Source organism: Acidovorax sp. GW821-FHT11A03, from assembly GCF_058809075.1.
The window spans coordinates 496,351-515,703 of the sequence record NZ_JBXASG010000003.1 but is presented as its reverse complement, the minus strand read 5'-3'; the positions used below and the strand labels follow the sequence as shown (position 1 = coordinate 515,703).

The 19,353-nt window shown below is 66.6% G+C and carries 16 protein-coding genes and 1 tRNA gene; 7 read left to right on the top strand and 10 right to left on the bottom strand.

Features of this window, described 5'->3' with window-relative positions:
* Positions 1–17: 17 nt before the first annotated feature.
* Positions 18–998, bottom strand: coding sequence for a hydroxymethylglutaryl-CoA lyase (locus tag AC1RVY_RS09655; RefSeq protein WP_492806395.1), 981 nt, complete (start codon positions 996–998; stop codon positions 18–20).
* Positions 995–2,200, bottom strand: coding sequence for a CaiB/BaiF CoA transferase family protein (locus AC1RVY_RS09650; protein ID WP_369642244.1), 1,206 nt, complete (start codon positions 2,198–2,200; stop codon positions 995–997). The genes AC1RVY_RS09655 and AC1RVY_RS09650 overlap by 4 nt, the downstream gene beginning before the upstream one ends.
* A gap of 132 nt (positions 2,201–2,332) precedes the next feature.
* On the opposite strand from AC1RVY_RS09650, the gene AC1RVY_RS09645 reads away from it, so the two are divergent.
* The 3 genes from AC1RVY_RS09645 to efp all read left to right on the top strand — a co-directional run bounded on the left by AC1RVY_RS09645 (position 2,333) and on the right by efp (position 5,099).
* On the top strand, positions 2,333–3,238 hold the full coding sequence (locus AC1RVY_RS09645; RefSeq protein WP_492806394.1) for a LysR family transcriptional regulator: 906 nt from the start codon (positions 2,333–2,335) through the stop codon (positions 3,236–3,238).
* Positions 3,235–4,389: an elongation factor P maturation arginine rhamnosyltransferase EarP gene (earP, locus tag AC1RVY_RS09640; RefSeq protein WP_492806392.1), complete on the top strand. Its 1,155-nt coding sequence runs from the start codon at positions 3,235–3,237 to the stop codon at positions 4,387–4,389. The genes AC1RVY_RS09645 and earP overlap by 4 nt, the downstream gene beginning before the upstream one ends.
* A 155-nt stretch (positions 4,390–4,544) precedes the next feature.
* Complete coding sequence (gene efp / locus AC1RVY_RS09635) at positions 4,545–5,099, top strand: elongation factor P (protein ID WP_057223504.1); 555 nt, start codon at positions 4,545–4,547, stop codon at positions 5,097–5,099.
* 179 nt (positions 5,100–5,278) lie between these two features.
* Here the strand turns inward: efp and rimO are convergent, their stop codons facing one another.
* Together rimO and phaR are read right to left on the bottom strand one after the other, a co-directional pair.
* The gene (rimO, locus tag AC1RVY_RS09630) at positions 5,279–6,670 is read right to left on the bottom strand and encodes a 30S ribosomal protein S12 methylthiotransferase RimO (RefSeq protein WP_218294235.1); all 1,392 of its coding nucleotides are present in this window, start codon (positions 6,668–6,670) and stop codon (positions 5,279–5,281) included.
* Between the two features lie 143 nt (positions 6,671–6,813).
* Entirely contained in the window at positions 6,814–7,347 is a 534-nt protein-coding gene (gene phaR, locus AC1RVY_RS09625; RefSeq protein WP_218294234.1) for a polyhydroxyalkanoate synthesis repressor PhaR, read from the bottom strand.
* 289 nt (positions 7,348–7,636) lie between these two features.
* Between phaR and AC1RVY_RS09620 the strand changes: the two genes are divergently transcribed.
* A complete protein-coding gene (locus tag AC1RVY_RS09620) occupies positions 7,637–8,725 on the top strand; it encodes a mechanosensitive ion channel family protein (protein WP_492806391.1) in 1,089 nt (362 codons plus the stop codon).
* An 834-nt stretch (positions 8,726–9,559) separates the two neighbouring features.
* On the opposite strand, the gene AC1RVY_RS09615 is transcribed toward AC1RVY_RS09620, so the two are convergent.
* The 4 genes from AC1RVY_RS09615 to AC1RVY_RS09600 form a co-directional block, all read right to left on the bottom strand.
* Positions 9,560–9,685 (bottom strand): hypothetical protein, encoded by a 126-nt coding sequence (locus tag AC1RVY_RS09615; RefSeq protein ID WP_492245504.1) that lies wholly within the window; start codon positions 9,683–9,685, stop codon positions 9,560–9,562.
* Between the two features lie 494 nt (positions 9,686–10,179).
* Positions 10,180–10,256: transfer RNA gene (locus tag AC1RVY_RS09610), tRNA-Val, on the bottom strand.
* Between the two features lie 112 nt (positions 10,257–10,368).
* Positions 10,369–12,579, bottom strand: coding sequence for a RelA/SpoT family protein (locus AC1RVY_RS09605; RefSeq protein ID WP_492806390.1), 2,211 nt, complete (start codon positions 12,577–12,579; stop codon positions 10,369–10,371).
* Positions 12,576–13,535 carry an alpha/beta fold hydrolase gene (locus tag AC1RVY_RS09600; protein WP_369642241.1) on the bottom strand — a complete coding sequence of 320 codons (960 nt, stop codon included), beginning with the start codon at positions 13,533–13,535 and terminating at the stop codon, positions 12,576–12,578. Before AC1RVY_RS09600 ends, AC1RVY_RS09605 begins: the two co-directional genes overlap by 4 nt.
* Before the next feature lie 228 nt (positions 13,536–13,763).
* Here AC1RVY_RS09600 and AC1RVY_RS09595 point away from each other — a divergent pair, with 228 nt between their 5' ends.
* The gene (locus AC1RVY_RS09595) at positions 13,764–14,546 is read left to right on the top strand and encodes a 3-hydroxybutyrate dehydrogenase (protein WP_492806388.1); all 783 of its coding nucleotides are present in this window, start codon (positions 13,764–13,766) and stop codon (positions 14,544–14,546) included.
* A 154-nt stretch (positions 14,547–14,700) separates the two neighbouring features.
* Here AC1RVY_RS09595 and AC1RVY_RS09590 read toward each other — a convergent pair whose 3' ends face one another.
* Positions 14,701–15,417, bottom strand: a complete 717-nt coding sequence (locus tag AC1RVY_RS09590) for an SIMPL domain-containing protein (RefSeq protein WP_218340854.1) — start codon at positions 15,415–15,417, stop codon at positions 14,701–14,703.
* Between the two features lie 217 nt (positions 15,418–15,634).
* On the opposite strand from AC1RVY_RS09590, the gene ompR reads away from it, so the two are divergent.
* Both ompR and AC1RVY_RS09580 read left to right on the top strand, forming a co-directional pair.
* Positions 15,635–16,366 (top strand): osmolarity response regulator transcription factor OmpR, encoded by a 732-nt coding sequence (ompR, locus tag AC1RVY_RS09585; protein WP_010460834.1) that lies wholly within the window; start codon positions 15,635–15,637, stop codon positions 16,364–16,366.
* A gap of 19 nt (positions 16,367–16,385) precedes the next feature.
* Positions 16,386–17,924 carry an ATP-binding protein gene (locus tag AC1RVY_RS09580; RefSeq protein ID WP_218294227.1) on the top strand — a complete coding sequence of 513 codons (1,539 nt, stop codon included), beginning with the start codon at positions 16,386–16,388 and terminating at the stop codon, positions 17,922–17,924.
* A gap of 33 nt (positions 17,925–17,957) precedes the next feature.
* Here the strand turns inward: AC1RVY_RS09580 and gudD are convergent, their stop codons facing one another.
* Positions 17,958–19,310 (bottom strand): glucarate dehydratase, encoded by a 1,353-nt coding sequence (gudD, locus tag AC1RVY_RS09575; RefSeq protein ID WP_492806386.1) that lies wholly within the window; start codon positions 19,308–19,310, stop codon positions 17,958–17,960.
* Positions 19,311–19,353: the final 43 nt, after the last annotated feature.

The following is a 19,353-nucleotide window of genomic DNA, read 5'->3' as shown; positions in this document are numbered from 1 at the left end:
TGCGGGCTCGCCCGTGTTCAGCGGGCAAGCGCCCTTTCGCTGATCGCCTCGAAATCGGCAGGCACCGGGTGCAGCGCCAGGCGCGGACCCGCCTTGGCGATCTGGCTGGGAATGTCGTGATCGATGAACGCAGGCAGTTGCCGCGCCACCGCCACGAGTTGCGCCAGATCCACCCCGGTGTCATAGCCCATCAGCGCCAGTGCATGAACGATCTCTTCGCTGCACACATTGCCGCTGGCGCCCGGCGCATAGGGGCAGCCGCCCAGGCCGCCCAGCGAGGCATCGAACCGGTCTGCGCCTGCGTCAATGGCCGCCAGCACATTGGCCAGCCCCATGCCGCGCGTGTTGTGGAAATGCAGGGTGAACTCCACCCCCGGCCAGCGCGCGCGGGCTGCCGCGGTGAGCTGGTGCACCTGCGTGGGGTAGGCCATGCCCGTGGTGTCGCACAGCGTGATGCCACGCACGCCCCGATCCACAAAACGCTGCACCCAGCCGAACACATCGGCCTGGGCCACATCACCCTCCATGGGGCAGCCAAACACACAGGACAGCGACACATTCACCGCCACGTTGGCGCCCTGCGCCAGGGACACCACCTGCGCCAACGCCGCGAACGACTGTTCCTGCGTCATGCGCAGGTTAGCCAGGTTGTGCGTGGTACTCACCGACATGACGAGATTCAGCTCGTCCGTGCGCGACTCGATGGCGCGCTCGGCCCCGCGCAGGTTGGGCACCAGTGCGGTGTAGACCGTGCCCGGGCGGCGCGTGATCTCGTGCATCACGACCTCGGCATCCTTGAGCGCGGGGATGGCGGTGGGCGATGTGAACGAAGTCACCTCGATCTTGGCCAGACCCGCTGCCGACAACGCATTGCACAGCGCGATCTTGTCGGCCGTGGGCACAAAGGCCTTCTCCATCTGCAGGCCGTCGCGCAGGCCGACTTCCTGCATGTGGATGCGGCGGCCTGCGCCCTGCCACACCGTATTGGATGCACTCATTGAATCACCCCCTTGCTGCGCAGCAGCGCAATCTGTTCGGCCGTGAGGCCTGCCTCGGCCAGCACCGCATCGGTGTCGTCGCCCAGGTGCGGAGCGCTGCTGCGGATGCTGCCCGGCGTGGCCGAGAGCTTGGGTACGATGCCGGGCACCTCCACGCTGTAGCCGTCGCGCGTCTGTTGCGTGAGCAGCATGTCGCGGGCGCGGTAGTGCGGGTCTTGCGCAATGTCCTTGGCGGTGTAGACCTTGCCGGCGGGCACGCGGGCAGCGCCCAGGGCGTCCAGCACCTGCTGCACCGTGCGCTGCGCGCTCCAGGCGCCGATGGCGGCGTCGATTTCTTCCACGCGGGCCACGCGGCCGGTGTTGTTGGCCAGGTCGGGCGCGGCGCCCAGGTCGGGCCGACCAATCGCGTCCATCAGGCGCTTGAAGATGCTGTCGCCATTGCCCGCCACCAGCACCCAGCCGTCGGTACAGGGGTAGGCGTTGGACGGCGCGATGCCCGGCAGCGCACTGCCCGCGGCCTCGCGCACGGCACCGAAGGCGCTGTATTCGGGGATCAGGCTTTCCATCACGTTGAACACCGCCTCGTGCAGCGCCACGTCGATCACCTGGCCTTTGCCGCCGTTGACCTTGCGGTGGTACAGCGCCGTGAGCACGCCGATGGTGCCGTGCAGCGCCGCCAGCGTGTCGCCGATCGACACGCCCACGCGCACCGGCACGCGGCCGGGCTCGCCCGTGAGGTGGCGCAGGCCGCCCATGGCCTCGCCAATGGCGCCAAAACCGGGCAGGTCGCGGTACGGCCCCGTCTGGCCGTAGCCCGAAATGCGCAGCATGACCAGGCCGGGGTTGAGCGCGTGCAGCTCCTGGGGCGACATGCCCCAGCCTTCGAGCGTGCCGGGGCGGAAGTTCTCGACGAGCACGTCCGCCTCGGCGATGAGCTGGCGGGCGATGTCCTGGCCTTCCTTCTGGCGCAGGTCCAGCGCCACCGAGCGCTTGTTGCGCGACTGCACCTGCCACCAGACGGAGGTGCCTTCCTTGATGAGGCGCCAGTTGCGCAGCGGGTCGCCCGTCTCCGGGGCCTCGATCTTGATCACATCGGCGCCGAACTCGCCCAGCGTCTTGCCGCAGAAGGGCCCGGCGATGAGCTGGCCCATTTCGATGACGCGCACGCCTTGCAGCGCGGCGGGGGAAGCAACGGAATCCATGGAAATACATTCTCCTGCGGCCTCGCTCCGGGCCGGTGTGCGCGAATCATGCGCAGCACGCGCGGCGCCGTAAATCGCTCAAGCACGAAGCTGCCATCGCAAACCAGCATGGCGGGGTACCATCCACGGTCCATGAAACTCGACCCCGTCTCCCTGCGCCTGTTCGTGGCCGTGATGGAAGAAAACACCATCGCCGCCGCCGCCGCGCGCGAGCACCTGGCCGCCTCGGCCGTGAGCCGCCGCCTGGCCGACCTGGAGGCGGCCCTGCGCGTGGAGCTGTTCACCCGCAGCAACAAGGGCACCGAGCCCACCGCCGCCGCGTTCGCGCTGCTGAACATGGCACGGGGCGTGCTCAACGACCTGGACGGCATTGCCACGCAGATGCATGACTACGGCACGGGCGTGCGCGGCCATGTGCGCGTGGTGGCCAACATTTCGGCCATCACGCAGTTCCTGCCGGCCGAGCTGCAGAGCTTCATGGCGCTGCACCCGCAGGTGGATGTGCGCCTGCAGGAGCAGATCAGCAGTGCCATCGCCCATTCCGTGGCCGAGAACGCGGCCGACGTGGGCATCCTCAACGAAGGCCACTACGGCGAGCGCGTGACGCTGCTGCCCTACCGCACCGACGAACTGGTGCTGGTGGTTCCCACCGGCCACGCGCTGGCGCGCCGCAAGGCGGTGCGGCTGGCCGATGCCCTCCCGTTCGACTTCGTAGGTGCCCACCCCAACAGCGCCATCAACAACCAGTTGGCCCGGGCGGCCTCCGCGGCGGGGTTGCCCCTGCGCCTGCGCATCCAGGTGACCAGCTACGACGCGCTGTGCCTCATGGTCAACGCCGGCCTGGGCGTGGGCGTGATGCCGCGCGGCAGCGCCGCGCTGTACCAGGGCAAGCTGGCCGTGCGCACCCTCACGCTGAACGAGCCCTGGGCACACCGGCGGCTGGCGCTGTGCGTGCGCTCGGAAGAGGCGCTCTCCAGCGTCGCCCGGCTGCTGGTCGATCACCTGCGCAGCCCCCCGCCATCCATCCCCGCCCCATGACTCAGTCTTCCGCCCCCCTGCAGTGGGACGTGTTCTGCCGCGTGATCGACAACTTTGGCGACATTGGCGTGTGCTGGCGCCTGGTGGCGCAGCTGGCCGGCCTGGGCCACCGCGTTCGGCTGTGGGTGGACGACGCCTCGGCCTTGCAATGGATGGCTCCCACAGGCTGCCCCGGCGTGGAGCTGCGCGCCTGGGGCTCGCCACCGCCCGGCCCCGGCGAGCCGCCACCCGATGTGATGGTGGAAGCGTTCGGTTGCGATATTGCTCCTGAATTCATAGCTTACAGCGCTTGCCAGTCAAGCGCCATGAGCCCAAAGCACCCAAAACCGGTCTGGATCAATCTGGAATACCTGTCGGCTGAAAGCTATGTGGAGCGCCATCACAAGCTCTCCTCGCTCCTCTCGTCCGGCCCCGCTGCCGGCTGGACACGCTGGTTCTTCTATCCCGGCTTCACCCCCGGCACGGGCGGGCTGCTGCGCGAGCCCGGCCTGATGGCACGGCGCGCGGCGTTTGACCGCAGCACCTGGCGTGCACGGCACGCGTCGGCGTTCGGCCTGGGCCATGGCGGCCCAGAGCAGCGCTGGGTTTCGCTGTTCTGCTACGAACCCGCCGCCCTGCCTGAGCTGCTGCGCCACAGCCAGGCACAGCCCACGCAGTTGCTCGTCACACCCGGTCGCCCCACCGCCGCCGTGCGGGCAGCGCTGGCGGAAGACAGCGCCAAGACGACGAGCCAAATTGACCGCCAGCCCTTGTCCGACAAGCGCGAGCAACTCTGCATTGCATACCTGCCCCACCGGCCCCAGCCCGCCTTCGACGAGATGCTGTGGGCCTGCGACTTCAACGCCGTGCGGGGCGAGGACTCGCTGGTGCGCGCACTCTGGGCCGGGCAGGCGCTGGTCTGGCAGATCTATCCCCAGCACGACAACGCGCACCACGACAAGCTGCGGGCGTTCCTGGACTGGCTGCAGGCGCCGCCTTCGCTGCGGCGGTTTCATGCCACCTGGAACGGACTGGACCAGGCTGCGCTGCAGTGGCCCGATGACGCCGCCCTGGCGGAATGGACCGCGTGCATCCAGGCGGCCCGTGCACGGCTGCTGACGCAGGACAATCTCGTCGCACAGCTTTTGGGCTTTGTCGCTGAAAAACGGTAAAATCCAGGGCTTTGCGCAAAACAGGGGCGGCACACCGGTGTCCAGCCCTGGCGCATTCCCGCCGCGGAACATGCATCGGCAGGGCAAAACCAGCTGGTCCACCCAGCGAATTTGCCGGCCCGCGCGTTGAGCGGCCCCAACCCAAGCAACTTGCTATGAAAATCGCTCAAGAAATCCGCGCCGGCAACGTCATCATGCACGGCAAGGACCCCATGGTGGTCCTGAAGACCGAATACGCCCGCGGCGGCCGCGGTGCCGCCACCGTGCGCATGAAGCTCAAGAGCCTGATCGGCAACTTCGGCACCGAAAACGTGTTCAAGGCCGACGACAAGATCGACAACGTGATCCTGGACAAGAAGGAGTGCACCTACTCCTACTTCGCCGACCCCATGTATGTCTGCATGGACACCGAGTTCAACCAGTACGAAGTCGAAGCCGAAAACATGGGCGACGCACTGAACTACCTGGAAGACGGCATGTCCCTGGAAGTGGTGTTCTACGACGGCAAGGCCATCTCGGTCGAACTGCCCACCAGCGTCGAGCGCGAAATCACCTGGACCGAGCCCGCCGTCAAGGGCGACACGTCCGGCAAGGTGCTCAAGCCCGCCAAGATCGCCACCGGCTTCGAAGTGCCCGTGCCCCTGTTCGTCTCGCAAGGCGACAAGATCGAAATCGACACCCGCACCGGCGAATACCGCAAGCGCGTGTAAACATCGTGTGGCACCCAGCAAAAAGGCTTCCCTCGGGAAGCCTTTTTTCATGGGGGCCTGCCCCACGGCCCTATCAAAAAATGAGCTGCCGCCGCCTGCTGCCTATAGGTTCCCAGGAGAAAACACCCTGAAACCCGCTACACACCAGCGCTGGCAGCTCACTTTTTTCAATCACCCATTCAGATAGGCTGCGCCACCAGGTCGTGCCCGCGCACGCCCACGATGCGGGCCCTGGTGAACTCGCCCACCTTCATGGTCTTGCTGATCTTCTCGGGCGGCAGCAGCTGCACCGTGCCGTCGATCTCGGGCGCATCAGCGTAGGTGCGGCCCACGCCGCCCTTGCGGCCCAGGCCCGGGGCGGAGTCGACCAGCACCTGCATGGTGGCGCCCACACGGCGCTGCAGGCGGGCGATGGAGACCTCTTCGGCCACGGCCATGAAGCGGGCGCGGCGTTCCTCGCGCACTTCCATGGGCAGCATGCCGGGCAGTTCGTTGGCGGCAGCGCCGTTCACGTCGCTGTAGGCAAAGCAGCCCGCGCGGTCGATCTGCGCCTCGCGCACGAAGTCCAGCAGGTGCGCGAACTCTTCTTCCGTCTCACCGGGGAAGCCGGCGATGAAGGTGCTGCGGATGACCAGCTCCGGGCACACCTCGCGCCAGCGCTGGATGCGCTCCAGGTTGCGCTCGCCGCTGGCCGGGCGCTTCATGCGCTTCAGGACATCGGGGTGGCTGTGCTGCAGCGGCACGTCCAGGTACGGCAGCACCTTGCCCGTGGCCATGAGCGGCAGCACCTCGTCCACGCTCGGGTAGGGGTACACATAGTGCAGCCGCACCCAGGCGCCGTAGGGCTCGGCGATCTCGCCCAGGGTCTGCACCAGCTCCAGCATGCGGGTCTTGACGGGCTTGCCGTCCCAGAAGCCGGTGCGGTACTTCACGTCCACGCCGTAGGCAGACGTGTCCTGACTGATCACCAAGAGCTCTTTCACGCCGCCTTCGAACAGGGCCTTGGCCTCGCTCAGCACGTCGCCGATGGGGCGCGACACCAGGTCGCCGCGCATCGAGGGGATGATGCAGAAGGTGCAGCGGTGGTTGCAGCCCTCGCTGATCTTGAGGTAGGCGTAGTGCTTGGGCGTGAGCTTGATGCCCGCGATGCCGAAGTTGCCGGGCACCAGGTCGATGAAGGGGTCGTGCGGCTTGGGCAGGTTCAGGTGGACAGCGTCCATCACCTCCTGCGTGGCGTGCGGGCCGGTCACGGCCAGCACGCTGGGGTGCATCTGGCGCACCATGTTGCCGCCATCCTCGCCCGCGCGCGCGCCCAGGCAGCCGGTGACGATCACTCGGCCGTTCTCGGCCAGGGCCTCGCCAATCGTGTCCAGGCTTTCCTTCACGGCATCGTCGATGAAGCCGCAGGTGTTGACGATGACGAGGTCAGCCCCGTGGAAGGTCTTGGAGGTTTCGTAACCCTCGGCGCTCAGCTGCGTGAGGATCAGCTCGGAATCCGTGAGAGCCTTGGGGCAGCCAAGGCTCACAAAACCGACTTTGGGTGTTTTCGTGGGGGACAGTACTTCGCTCATATCCCCGTATTGTCCCAGTTCCGGCGTGCAACAGGGTGGGATTGCCTATTTCCCGAACGTTTGCCGTGCCCGGCAACCCGTGAAACCGGCGCGCCCGGGACCAGCGGACGCCGTGGAACCCGCGTCGCCAGTGGCTCAGGGGGCTACCTTTTGATGCCGAAGGCGCCAAGCATCTGCTCCGTCTGCTTTTGCATCTGCTCCTGCATCTGCGTGAGCATGGACTGCGACTGCTCCACGTAGTTGCCCATCATGCCCTTGAGCATGGGCGACTGCAGGCTCATGAACTGCGCCCACATCTCCGGGGTCACGCTTTGCGACTGCTCGGCCAGCTTGGCCTGGATGTCGGTGAAAGCCTGGACGTTCTTCTCCAGGTAGGCCCCCATGAAGCCCTGCATGGCATGGCCATAGAAACGGATGATGTTGGCCAGCACGGCCTCGGTGAACATGGGGGCGCCGCCGGCCTCCTCCTCCAGGATGATCTGCAGCAGGATGCTGCGCGTGAGGTCCTCGCCCGTCTTGGCGTCGCGCACCACCACGCTCTGGTGGTCCATCACCAGATGGCGCACTTCGGCCAGCGTGATGTAGGTGGAGGTATCCGTGTCGTACAGACGACGGTTGGGGTATTTCTTGATCACGCGCTGGGCCGATTTGGACGCGGCACTTTTCTGTTCGGACACAACGAACTCCTCGGGCTCGGAAACCCATGTATTGCAGTGCAACACATTCTAGGGAGGGAGAGCCCCGGCAATTGCAAAGGAATACCCTGATGGCAACTTGTCCACCGCTGCCGCAGGGGCGCCTGCAACGGGTTGTGCGCCCGCCTGCCGACCAGCCCATGGCGGGGCCCACGCACATGCACGGCGAACAGGCGCGGCGCCCCGTCCGACAGACAGCGCCCGGTGCCGATGCGAGAGTCGCTGTTCCCGCCCATCTGCCGTTCGCGGCCTCGCCCCACCCAGCCCTGCCATGCCCGAAGGACTTCACCTGTCTCCCTGGTCTGCCACCGCCCTCGCCGCCCTCCTGGCCGTGGCCGTCGCCGCCATGGCCCACCGCATCGCCGCGGTGGTGCTGCGCCGTGCCACGGCCCCGGTTCCGGTGGTGCGCGCGGTGGTCATCGCCTGCATTCCCGTCATGCGGGTTCTGCTGCCGCTGATCGCGCTCCAGCTCGTCTGGCAGGCGGCCAGCGACGACTTGAGGTACATCGGCAGCGTGCGGCATCTCAACGGCCTGCTGGTGATCGGCGGAGCGTGCTGGCTGCTGATCGCGGCCATTGGCGGACTTGCCAATGGCGTCATCGCGCAGCATCCCGCGGACGTGGAGGACAACCTCACGGCGCGGCGCATCGCCACGCAGGCACGCGTGTTGTCTCGCACCGCGATGACCGGCGTGGTGATGGCCGGCGTGGCCCTCATGCTCATGACCTTTCCAGGGGCGCGGCAGGTGGGCGCCAGCCTGCTGGCATCGGCCGGCGTGGTGGGCATCGTCGCCGGCATCGCAGCGCGCCCGGTGTTCAGCAACATGATCGCGGGCCTGCAGATCGCGCTGGCCCAGCCGCTTCGCATCGACGACGTGCTCATCATCGAGGGCGAATGGGGCCGCGTGGAAGAGATCACCGGCACCTATGTGGTGTTGCGCATCTGGGACGAGCGGCGCCTGATCATTCCGCTGCAGTGGTTCATCGAACACCCGTTCCAGAACTGGACGCGCACCAGTTCCGAGATCCTGGGCACCGTGTTCCTCTTCGCCGACTACCGCCTGCCGCTCGATCCCCTGCGCGCCGAATTGCAGCGCGTGCTGGAGGCGGCCCCCGAATGGGACCGGCGCGTCGGCATTCTTCAGTTGACCGACGTGACCGAGCGCACCCTCCAGATACGCGTGCTGGTTTCCGCGCGCTCTTCGGGCCTGGCCTTCGACCTGCGGTGCCGCGTGCGCGAGGCACTGGTGTCCTTCATCCAGCGCGAGCATCCCGACTGCCTCCCACAGGTGCGCCTGCACGGGCAAGGCAGCCCCCTGGTGCCCGCAGGTGCCGCCTCACCCGCTCCGGGCGTGGGCTGACGCCTGCCCGCAGTGGCAGGCGTTGCACCCCCGGGGCAGGCGCGCGGCGCGCGTGGGGCGGCCCCCAGCCCAGGCAAAAAAAAGCCCGCACCAGGCGGGCCGAACTCTCGCATGAAAAAAGCAAGAGGAGGGGAGGTGTCAGGGAGAGAGCCTGACAGAAGCATCGTAGGCCCCTATCGGCGTTACGCGCTGACAACGCAAGCAACTTGCCTGTCGAGACGTAACGGCTACCTTGGGCCTATCGCACGAGGCTGAGGCCGGGTCGGCGTGTTGGCTGGCACAAAGCGCCACGGGAAGGCGATAACGTGAGGCCATTGCCCAGGTCCACTCGAAAGGAAAGACCGCGATGCTTCACACCCACGTACCCGCCCCCTCCCCCGTACCCCCCTTCCCTCCCGTGGACACCCCGCCCCCCTGGACGCCCGAGCCACCCCAGGTCGATCCGCCAGCGCAGCCAGGCACACCCCCGGTGCAAGACCCGCCGCCCCACTTCTAGCTAGCGGGCGGCTTCGGCGAAAGCAGCTCAGGTCGGCCCGCCCCGCGTGGCGCCGGTGCTTCGAAGGGAGGGGGATGAAGTTTCTTGCCGCTCAGGATGGCCGCGCGATCAAGGTGGCGAAGGGCTGCGGCAGAGATGGACCGCGCGGCCTTTGGTGGGCGCAAAGTGCCAGCCATGTCATGCGCCGTGCAGGCTGGTATACAGGGATACGTCAAAAATCAAGGCCAGCGGTGCCGCTTGCACTCAAGAGATAGCACCAGCGCGATGAAGCACTACGCTTGGCGGTGCGGTTGACAGCAGACGGGAACGGCGGCCCAAGCGACGGCGCATGGAACGATTCAATAGCCCATCTTGAAATACGCCACCGCCAGCACCGCCACCGTGGCAACCACTGCGGCAAGCCAGAAGACGCGGGTGTCGTACATGCCCAGTTCTGGATCCGTATCCACGAGAACGTGTTGCATGCGGGAAGAATTGGCTGGTGTGTTCATGGTGGTAACCCTTCTCTCTGGAGCCCCCAAGTTAACGCGGCGAAACATCTCGCCGTGTCAGACAAACGCCAATCTGCGTGCAGCCACCCGCCGATAGGTGTGCCCCAGTCGCCAAATCTCGCCACAAGGCGCCATGAGCCACGACATCAATCACCCTTCTTATATGGATGCCTCCGTGGCAAGCGCCTGTGGAGCATTGCACATATGCGATCACGAGTGATTGTGGCGCGGGCCGAGCCACGCACCCGTCGCCCCACAGACAGGCCGCGGGATTGCCCAGTTGCCTTTCAACCGCCATGCGGAATGGGTCAACGGCCTGGGGCCAGGACAGACAGGGCAAAGCTGGACGTTGCGCAGAAACAAAAAAGCCGCCCAGTGGGGGCGGCTTAATTTGATCAGGAACCCAAAAAAACAGGGTCCTCAAGAATCCCGAAAACCCGAAGTCTGGTTCACTTCAGAAGGAAACTTGGTAGGCGCGATTGGACTCGAACCAACGACCCCCACCATGTCAAGGTGGTGCTCTAACCAGCTGAGCTACGCGCCTGTCGTTGTTTAGACCACGATTATAGCCATAAAAATGAGGGGCTTGCCAAAAAACAGGCAACACTTCGCATGGAACTCACTGGCGCCCTTTGCATGCCTGTCCTGCAAGCCGCTCAGCGGCGGCGTGCCGAGCGCACGCCCGGCACGCTGGCCACGATGCCGAGGACCTTGTTGAGGCGGCCTGAATCGGCGACCTCCACCGTGAAGGTCATCCACGCAGTGCCTTTCACCGACTGGGTCTGTACGCCGATCACATTGGTTTTTTCCCGGGCAAAGACTTCAGAGATGTCGCGCAACAGGCCCTGGCGGTCGGCGGCTTCCACGGCTACATCGACGGGATACACGGCTGCAACCGCCGCTGACTTTGGCGCGCCCCATTCCACCTCGATGACACGCTCGATGCTGCGCGCGGCCATCTCGCGAAAGTTGCTGCAATCGGCCCGGTGCACGCTGACCCCCTTGCCGCGCGTCACGAAGCCGCGAATCAAATCGGGCGGTGCCGGCTTGCAGCACTTGGCCAGCTGGGTCATCAGCGAGTCGATGCCGACGACCAGTACGCCGCCCTTCGGAGCGGCATTCGTGCGGGCCTTCTTGAGCAGCAGGTAGTCATCCGGCTGCATCACAGGCTCGGGCGGTCGCAGCACCGTTTCGATGTTGCGCAGCGAGAACTCGTCCTTGCCCACCACCTCAAACAAGGCGTCGGCGGACTTGAAACCCAGCTGCACCGCAAGGTCGTCCAGCTTGACGGCGGTCTTGCCCTCGCGCTGGAGCAGCTTCTCGACCGCCTCGCGGCCCCGCGCCACGGTTTCGTGTGTCGCCTGGGCGTTGAACCAGGCACGCACCTTGGCCTTGGCGCGATGGCTGGTGAGGTAGCCCAGCTCGGCATTGAGCCAGTCGCGCGAGGGGCGGCCCTCCTTGACAGTCGATATCTCCACGGTCTGCCCGTTTTGCAGCGGGGTGTTGAGTGGCACCATGGCGCCGTCCACCCGGGCCCCCCGGCAGCGGTGCCCGAGGCTGGTGTGCACGGCATATGCGAAGTCCACGGGCGTGGCGCCCTGCGGCAACTCCACCACGGCGGCATCGGGCGTCAGCACGTAGATGCGGTCCTCGAACAGCCCCCGATTGGGTACAGCACCCGACAGGTCGCGCTCCCATGCCAGCAGCTGTCGCAGCACCGCGATCTTGGCGTCGTATTCGCCCGAGGCAGAAACCCCCGCATAGCCCTTGCTCCCCGCCTCCTTGTAGGCCCAATGGGCGGCCACGCCGTGTTCGGCATGGTCATGCATGGCCTGGGTTCGGATCTGGATTTCGATGGGCTTGCCGTCGTCGTCGCGCACGATGGTGTGCAGCGACTGGTAGCCGTTGGGCTTGGGCTTGGCGATGTAGTCGTCAAACTCCTCCACGATGGGCTTGAACTGCTCGTGCACCCAGCTCAGGGCGGCGTAGCAATCCTTTACCGTGGGCACGACAACCCGCAGCGCACGGATGTCGAACACCTGGTCGAAGTTGAGCGACTTGCCGCGCATCTTCTTGACGATGCTGTAGATGTGCTTGGGCCGCCCCTGCACGCTGGCGCTGATGCTGCGCGCGCGCAGGTCAGCCTCGAGCCGCGCGCGCAGCTGCTCCATGTACACCTCGCGCTCGCCGCGTTTTTCGTCGAGCAGGCGCGCCACTTCCTTGTAGGTGTCGGGCTCCAGGAAACGAAAGGACAGGTCCTCCAGCTCCCACTTGACCTGCCAGATGCCCAGGCGATTGGCCAGCGGCGCGAATACCTGCAGCGATTCGCGCGCCAGGCTGGGCGACACGGGGCGCTTGGCGGACGCATGAAAGCGCAGCGTCTGCAGGCGCGAGGCCAGGCGCAGCATCACCACGCGCAGGTCGCGCGAGAACGCGAGCAGCATCTTGCGCACGTTCTCCGTCTGGATGGCGGGGTCGTCCAGGTGCTCGGCGGCGCGGGCCTGCTGCTGCACGCGCATGAGCTTGGTGGTCTCCACCGCAAGCGCCGCGAAGTTCTCGCCAAAGGCCTTGGCAATGACCTCTTCGGGCTTGTTGAGGTGAATGCATGCGTGCACCAGGTAGCTGGCCGCCTGCATGGCCTCGGAGCCGCCAATTCCCTTGAGGATGGCGGCCACGGCATCGGCATGGGCCAGCGTGTTTTCGCCCGAGTCCAGGGTCTCGCCCGCCATCAGGGGCTCGGCAAAGGCGCGGGCGCGGGCCAGCGCGTTGACCTGCTCGGGCAGCGTGTGCGCAGTGGCTGCAATGAGCTGGGGGAGAACCTCGGCCTGGGGGGCGAGGGACGCCTGTGCGGGAGGGTAGGTTTTCATCCGGCCAAAGCACCTTCCGCCGCCAGCAGGAAACCGGTGACCGCAGCGACCTGGTCGGCCGCCACCAGCGTGGGCGCATGCCCCACGCCTTCGAACTCCACCAAGCGCGCACGGGGGCCTCGCTGCGCCATGGCCTGCGCGGTTTCGCGGGACAGCAGATCCGATTGCGCACCGCGCAGCAGCAGCGTGCGCGCGGCGATATGGTCATATAGCTGCCAGAGCATGGCCTCCCCCGCCGCGGCGGACTCCTGCGTCAATGCCCGAAACGGCACCGCGATGGCAGGGTCGTAGTGCAGTGTGATGCCGCCCTCCGGCAGCGTGCGCACCATGTGGCGCGAAAGTTCCAGCCACTGTTGCGGCGTGTGCGGGCCAAAGCTCGTCGAAATGGCCCACATGGCATCCGCCGCCTGCTGCAGCGACTCGAACCGTGCCAGCTGTCCCAGATAGAGCCCGATGCGCTGCAGGGCTTCCCACTGGATGACCGGCCCCACGTCGTTGAGCACCAGGCGCCGCACGGGCACGGGCAGCGGCAGCCCTGGCTGCCCCGCGACGCCCATGCCGATGAGCCCTCCCATGCTGGTGCCCACCCAGTCGAGGGTGGCGATGGGGCCCTGCCCCTGCAACTGGGCCACCAGCGCGAGCATGTCGGCCGCGTACTGGGGGATCTGGTAGCCCATGGGATCGGCCAGCCAGTCGCTCTGGCCCCGCCCGACCACATCAGGACAGATGACGCGGGCATGCGCGCTCAGCGCGCGCGCGAGGGTGTCGAAGTCCCGCCCCTGGCGCGAGAGGCCGTGCACGCAGAGCACCACGTGCGGATGTGCTGGATTGCCCGTGGCATTCCACTCCCAGTACGCCATGCGGTGGCGAGACTCGGCAACGGAGGCGTTACCAGAAGACACCCCGGTGGCCGCGGGGCCAGGGCACAGTACGTAGTTCAGCGTAGGTTCAATCATGGGGAGCGGAATCGAGGGGCAGCGCTTGATAATGCCGGGAAGGTCGGCACGGATCGCCGCACTGCGTCCATCCGCAGTCCCGGGTGTCTGCCGCGCTGCAAATCCCCGACCGCCGTGGCTGTCGCTGTGATTTGCGCCCTGCATCCATCCTGATCCGGGTGGCCGCGTGCCACGCAATCCGTGCCGCCCTTCCCTTGCGTTCATCGTAATTCATTCGGAGAGACTCTCATGCTGAAAGGCAAAACCGCCCTCGTCACCGGCTCGACCAGTGGCATTGGTCTTGGAATCGCGAAGGCACTGGCCCGCCAGGGCGCCAACATCGTGCTCAATGGCTTCGGAGACGTGGAAGGCCCGCGCGCCGAGGTGCTGGCCGCTGGCGAGGCTGCAGGTGTCCAGGTGGCCTACCACGGCGCCGACATGAGCCGTGTGGCCGACATCGAAGACATGATGAAGTACAGCACCGCGCAGTTCGGGCGCGTGGACATCCTCGTGAACAACGCCGGCATACAGCATGTGGCCAACGTGGAAGACTTCCCCGCGGAACGCTGGGACGCGGTGATCGCCATCAACCTCACGAGCGCCTTTCACACCTCGCGCCTGGCGCTGCCCGCCATGAAGGGCGCCAACTGGGGCCGCATCATCAACGTGGCATCGGTGCACGGCCTGGTGGGCTCGGCACAGAAGGCCGCCTACGTGGCGGCCAAGCACGGCATCGTGGGCCTGACCAAGGTGACCGCGCTGGAAAACGCCACCACCGGCGTGACCTGCAATGCCATCTGCCCCGGCTGGGTGCTGACGCCCCTGGTGCAAAAGCAGGTGGATGCCAAGGCAGCGGAACATGGCCTGTCCAACGAGGACGCCAAGAAGCTGCTGCTGGGCGAAAAGGAGCCCTCCATGCAGTTCACCACGCCGGAAGAACTGGGCGAGCTGGCCGTGTTCTTCTGCTCCCCCGCCGCCAACAACGTGCGCGGGGTGGCCTGGAACATGGACGGCGGCTGGGCGGCGCAGTAAGGGGCTGGGCCCCCGGGGGCACGGGGCCACGGCCACATGCCCCCGGCAGATGCTCCATTTTCAACAGCAGGTGCCGCTGCTCAGCCCAGAACAGACGGCACTTTCAGGCGGGATTTGACTTTCAGCCTTGGCGCTGCGGCCGGGCCGGCCGGTCTCAACGCATCTGCACCGAGCCCGACACGTTGACGACCACCTGGGCCTTGCCCGCTTCCACCGGGACGGCGGAGTCCGCATAGGCCCCGCCCATCTTGGCCTCGGCGGCCATCATGCGCGGGCGGGGACCGGGCGCCATCTCATTGCTGTTCACCGCCACCTCGCGCAGGCTGTAGTTGCTGAAGCCAAACCCCTTGGCCAGCTCGGCCGCGCGGGCCTTGAACTGCTCGATGGCCTGGGTCTGGGCCTCATCCTCCACCTTGGCACGCGCCTCGCGCGACAGGCCGAACGCGACTTGGTGGATGGCCATGGTCTGGATCTTGCCCGCCGTGGTGGTGATGCGGGCGAAGTCGCGGCCTTCCAGCACCAGTTCCGCGCGGCCCTGCCAGCCATTGATCTTGCCGTCCTTGTTGTAGCGCGGGAAAAGGCCGAACGGGCCCGTGCGCACATCCAGCTGGCCGGGCTGGGCATTGCGCTTGGCTTCGGCCAGCGCCGTGTCGAGCGCCTGCTTGAGCTGCGCCTGCACGGTGGCGGCATCCGCAGCCTCCTTGCTGGTGGCGAGGCTGAGCACCAGCAGATCCTGCTGCACTTCGACCGTGCCCGTGGCTGACAGCTGCACCACATTGCGCGGCTCCGCTGCAGGTGCATTCTGAGCAAATGCGGCTCCAGCGCAAGCCAGAAAAGCGCCTGCAGCTATCATTTTGGTAGTCATCTTCATGGCGGAAACATCCTTGGCATCAAAGCGCCGCCCTTCGTTGGGCAGCGCGGGGCACCACGATAACCGCGTGGCATCCCGCCCATGATGAAGCCCCGCCGCGCACTGTGCGAAGCTGGGCAAAACTTGTAACAGTTGGTCAAACCCAAGGCCAAAACCCGAACTTCGGCGTTCCAAGTGGTCAGAATCGGCTCTGTTACAAATTGGACTTGGGATCAAGATGGCCACAACAACCAATCGCACCGACAAAGTTCTGGTGGTGGATGACGATGCACGAATCCGTGATCTGCTGCGCCGCTACCTCACCCAGGAAGGCTTTGAAGTCATGGTCGCCGAAGACGGCAAGGCACTCAACCGCCTGCTGTTGCGCGAGACCGTGGACATCATCGTGCTCGACCTGATGATGCCGGGCGAGGACGGCCTGTCCATCTGCCGCCGCCTGCGTGCGGCCAATGACCGCACGCCCATCATCATGCTCACCGCCAAGGGCGAGGACGTGGACCGCATCGTGGGCCTGGAAGTGGGCGCCGACGACTACCTGGGCAAACCGTTCAACCCCCGCGAACTGCTCGCGCGCATCCACGCCGTGCTGCGCCGCCGCCCCGCGCAGGAAGCCCCCGGTGCGCCTTCGGGCGACAACGAGGTCGTGACCTTCGGCCCCTTTACCTTTGACCTGGGCACCCGCGCACTGCAGCGCAATGGCGAAGAGCTGCCCCTGACCACGGGCGAGTTCGCCATGCTCAAGGCCCTGGTGCGCCACCCGCGCCAGCCGCTGTCTCGCGAAAAGCTGGCCCTGCTGGCACGCGGCCGCGAGTTCGAGCCCTTCGACCGCAGCCTGGACGTGCAGGTCTCGCGCCTGCGCAAGCTGGTGGAAGTGGACGCCGCCGCGCCGCGCTACATCCAGACCGTGTGGGGCGTGGGCTACGTTTTCGTGCCGGACGGAACGAGCTGACCCCTTCCTTCTTTCTTGTATGCGCAAATCCGACGGCCATCCGAGGTCGAGATCACCATCGTTCCGGCAGTCCGTGACCGCTCCTTCCGACGCCACCAGCCCCGCCCCCCTCGAGTCCCTGAGACAGGCTCGGGAGCAACGGGCGCGCGTGGGCCTCAATCTCTTCTGGCGCACCTTCTTCCTGCTGGCGCTGCTCCTGGTGGGCAGCATCCTGGCATGGCTGCAGACACTGCGGGCGCTGGAGTTTGAACCGCGCACGCTGCACACCGCGCAGCAGATCGCCTCGCTGGTGAACCTGAGCCGCGCCGCGCTCGTGCACTCCGATGCCATCGCCCGCGTGTCGCTCATCAAGACCATGGCCGACCAGGAAGGCGTGCGCATCCTGCCGCGCGAGCCGCGCGACAAATTCGAACTGCTGGAGGGCACGGCCCTGGGCAACCGCCTGACCGACGAGCTCACCCAGCGCCTGGGCCCCGACACCATCGTGGCGCAAAACGTGAATGGAGAAACAGGCCTGTGGGTCGGCTTCAACATCAACGGCGACCCCAACTGGCTGCTGATGGACCGCTCGCGCTTCAGCCCGGCGGGCGGCCGCACCTGGCTGATCTGGCTGATCACGGCGGGGGCGCTGTCACTGGCGGGCGCCGCGGCCATTGCACGGCTGATCAATCGGCCGCTCAAGCAGCTTTCCTACGCCGCCAACCGCGTCAAGGACGGCGATTTCGCGGCCAGCCATCTCGACGAAGAGGTGGTGACCAGTGAAATCCGCGAGGTGAACATCGGCTTCAACCGCATGGCGCAGAAGCTCGCCAAGCTGGAGCAGGACCGCGCCGTGATGCTGGCCGGCATCTCGCACGACCTGCGCACGCCGCTGGCGCGCCTGCGGCTCGAAACCGAGATGAGCGTGAACGATGAAGTCGCGCGCGAGCACATGGTGGCCGACATCGTGCAGCTCGACGCCACCATCGACAAGTTCCTCGACTACGCGCGGCCTGACCACGTGACGCTGACACCCGTCAACCTGCATGCGGTGGTCTCGTCCTGCGTGTACGCCGTGCAGGACCACCGCGAACTCCAGATCACCATGTCGGTGCCCGAAGACCTGAACGTGCTGGCTGATGAAGTGGAACTGGCACGCGTGATCTCCAACCTGCTGGAGAACGCCCGGCGCTATGGCAAGACCGAGGACACCGGCATCACCAGCGTGGACATCGTCGCGAAAGGCCGGGAGAACTGGGTGCTGGTCAAACTGCGCGACCATGGCCCGGGCGTGCCGCCCGAGCAGCTGTCCAACCTGACCAAACCCTTCTTCCGGGGGGATTCCGCCCGCACGGCCGCCGCCGGTGCGGGGCTGGGGCTGTCCATCGTCGACAAGACGGTGCAGCGCATGGGCGGCATCTTCGCGCTGGCCAATTCCAGCACGGGCGGCCTGGTGGCCCACCTGCAGTTGCAGCGTGCCACCGACCTGCCCGACGGCGCCGACCCCAAGCAGCGCCTGCAGCGGCCGTCCATCAAGCGCCAGCTGCCAAGACGCCGGGCGGAAGACAAGACCGCCTGACTCAAGCATCCGCTCCCCGGACCGCAGGCCCGTTCAGCGCACCATGCAGGGCGATTTGTTGTTGAACTTCCAGCCGGGGATCAGGTACTGCATGGCGATGGCATCGTCACGCGCGCCCAGCCCATGCTGCAGGTACAGGCGGTGGGCGCGCTCCACCTCCTCCATGTCCAGCTCCACGCCCAAGCCAGGCTTGGTGGGCAACTGGATGAAGCCGTCCTTGATCTGGAAAGGCTCCTTCGTCAGCCGTTCACCGTCCTGCCAGATCCAGTGCGTGTCGATGGCGGTGACGCGCCCCGGTGCGGCGGCGCCCACGTGGGTGAACATGGCCAGCGAGACGTCGAAATGGTTGTTGGAATGCGAGCCCCAGGTCAGGCCGAAGGCCTGACACATCTGCGCCACGCGCACCGAGCCGGCCATGGTCCAGAAGTGCGGGTCGGCCAGCGGGATGTCCACCGACTGCAGGGCTAGGCTGTGCGCCATCTCGCGCCAGTCGGTGGCCACCATGTTGGTGGCGGTGGGCAGGCCGGTGGCGCGGCGGAACTCCGCCATCACCTCGCGGCCCGAGAACACGCCTTCGGCGCCGCAGGGGTCCTCGGCATAGGCCATCACGCCGTGCAGGTCGCGCGTGATGCGGATGGCGTCCTTGAGCAGCCAGCCGCCGTTGGGGTCCAGCGTCACGCGCGCCTCCGGGAAGCGCTCATGCAGCGCGCGAATCGCCTCGACCTCTTCCTCGCCACGCAGCACGCCGCCCTTGAGCTTGAAGTCGGCAAAGCCGTAGCGTTCGTACGCGGCCTCGGCCAGGCGCACGATGCCGTCGGCCGTCATGGCTTTCTCGTTGCGCAGGCGGAACCAGTCGTTGTCGGCACCGGGCTCCGTGCGGTAGGCCAGGTCGGTCTTGGCGCGGTCGCCCACGTAGAACAGGTAGCCCAGCATCTGCACCGCCTCGCGCTGCACGCCATCGCCCAGCAGCGCGGCCACGGGCACGTTCAGGTGCTGGCCCAGGAGGTCCAGGAAGGCCGACTCCACCGCCGTCACAGCGTGGATGGTGATGCGCAAATCGAAGGTCTGCAGCCCGCGCCCGCCCGCATCGCGGTCGGCGAACCGGGCGCGCATGGCGTTGAGTACCGCGTTGTGGTGGCCGATGGGCCGGCCCACGATCAATGGGCGCGCGTCCTCGATGGTCTGGCGGATCTTCTCGCCGCCGGGCACCTCGCCCACCCCAGTGTTGCCCGCGCTGTCGCGCAGGATGATCAGGTTGCGTGTGAAGAAGGGGCCGTGCGCGCCGCTCAGGTTCATGAGCATGCTGTCGTGGCCCGCCACGGGCACCACGCGCAGCTCGGTGACGACGGGGGTGCTGGTGGCAGAAGGGATGGAAGAGGTGGTCATGGTGGTCTGGAAACGAAGATGGGCGCGCAAAGACGCCCCGTGA

Coding starts and splice junctions, on each gene's coding strand:
- AC1RVY_RS09615 (WP_492245504.1), bottom strand. CDS start 9,685: ATGCAACACGTTCTCGTGGATACGGATCCAGAACTGGGCATGTACGAC.
- AC1RVY_RS09595 (WP_492806388.1), top strand. CDS start 13,764: ATGCTGAAAGGCAAAACCGCCCTCGTCACCGGCTCGACCAGTGGCATT.
- AC1RVY_RS09590 (WP_218340854.1), bottom strand. CDS start 15,417: ATGAAGATGACTACCAAAATGATAGCTGCAGGCGCTTTTCTGGCTTGC.
- AC1RVY_RS09620 (WP_492806391.1), top strand. CDS start 7,637: ATGCCCGAAGGACTTCACCTGTCTCCCTGGTCTGCCACCGCCCTCGCC.
- ompR (WP_010460834.1), top strand. CDS start 15,635: ATGGCCACAACAACCAATCGCACCGACAAAGTTCTGGTGGTGGATGAC.
- rimO (WP_218294235.1), bottom strand. CDS start 6,670: ATGAGCGAAGTACTGTCCCCCACGAAAACACCCAAAGTCGGTTTTGTG.
- AC1RVY_RS09655 (WP_492806395.1), bottom strand. CDS start 998: ATGAGTGCATCCAATACGGTGTGGCAGGGCGCAGGCCGCCGCATCCAC.
- AC1RVY_RS09580 (WP_218294227.1), top strand. CDS start 16,386: ATGCGCAAATCCGACGGCCATCCGAGGTCGAGATCACCATCGTTCCGG.
- AC1RVY_RS09645 (WP_492806394.1), top strand. CDS start 2,333: ATGAAACTCGACCCCGTCTCCCTGCGCCTGTTCGTGGCCGTGATGGAA.
- AC1RVY_RS09605 (WP_492806390.1), bottom strand. CDS start 12,579: ATGAAAACCTACCCTCCCGCACAGGCGTCCCTCGCCCCCCAGGCCGAG.
- AC1RVY_RS09650 (WP_369642244.1), bottom strand. CDS start 2,200: ATGGATTCCGTTGCTTCCCCCGCCGCGCTGCAAGGCGTGCGCGTCATC.
- gudD (WP_492806386.1), bottom strand. CDS start 19,310: ATGACCACCTCTTCCATCCCTTCTGCCACCAGCACCCCCGTCGTCACC.
- AC1RVY_RS09600 (WP_369642241.1), bottom strand. CDS start 13,535: ATGATTGAACCTACGCTGAACTACGTACTGTGCCCTGGCCCCGCGGCC.
- efp (WP_057223504.1), top strand. CDS start 4,545: ATGAAAATCGCTCAAGAAATCCGCGCCGGCAACGTCATCATGCACGGC.
- earP (WP_492806392.1), top strand. CDS start 3,235: ATGACTCAGTCTTCCGCCCCCCTGCAGTGGGACGTGTTCTGCCGCGTG.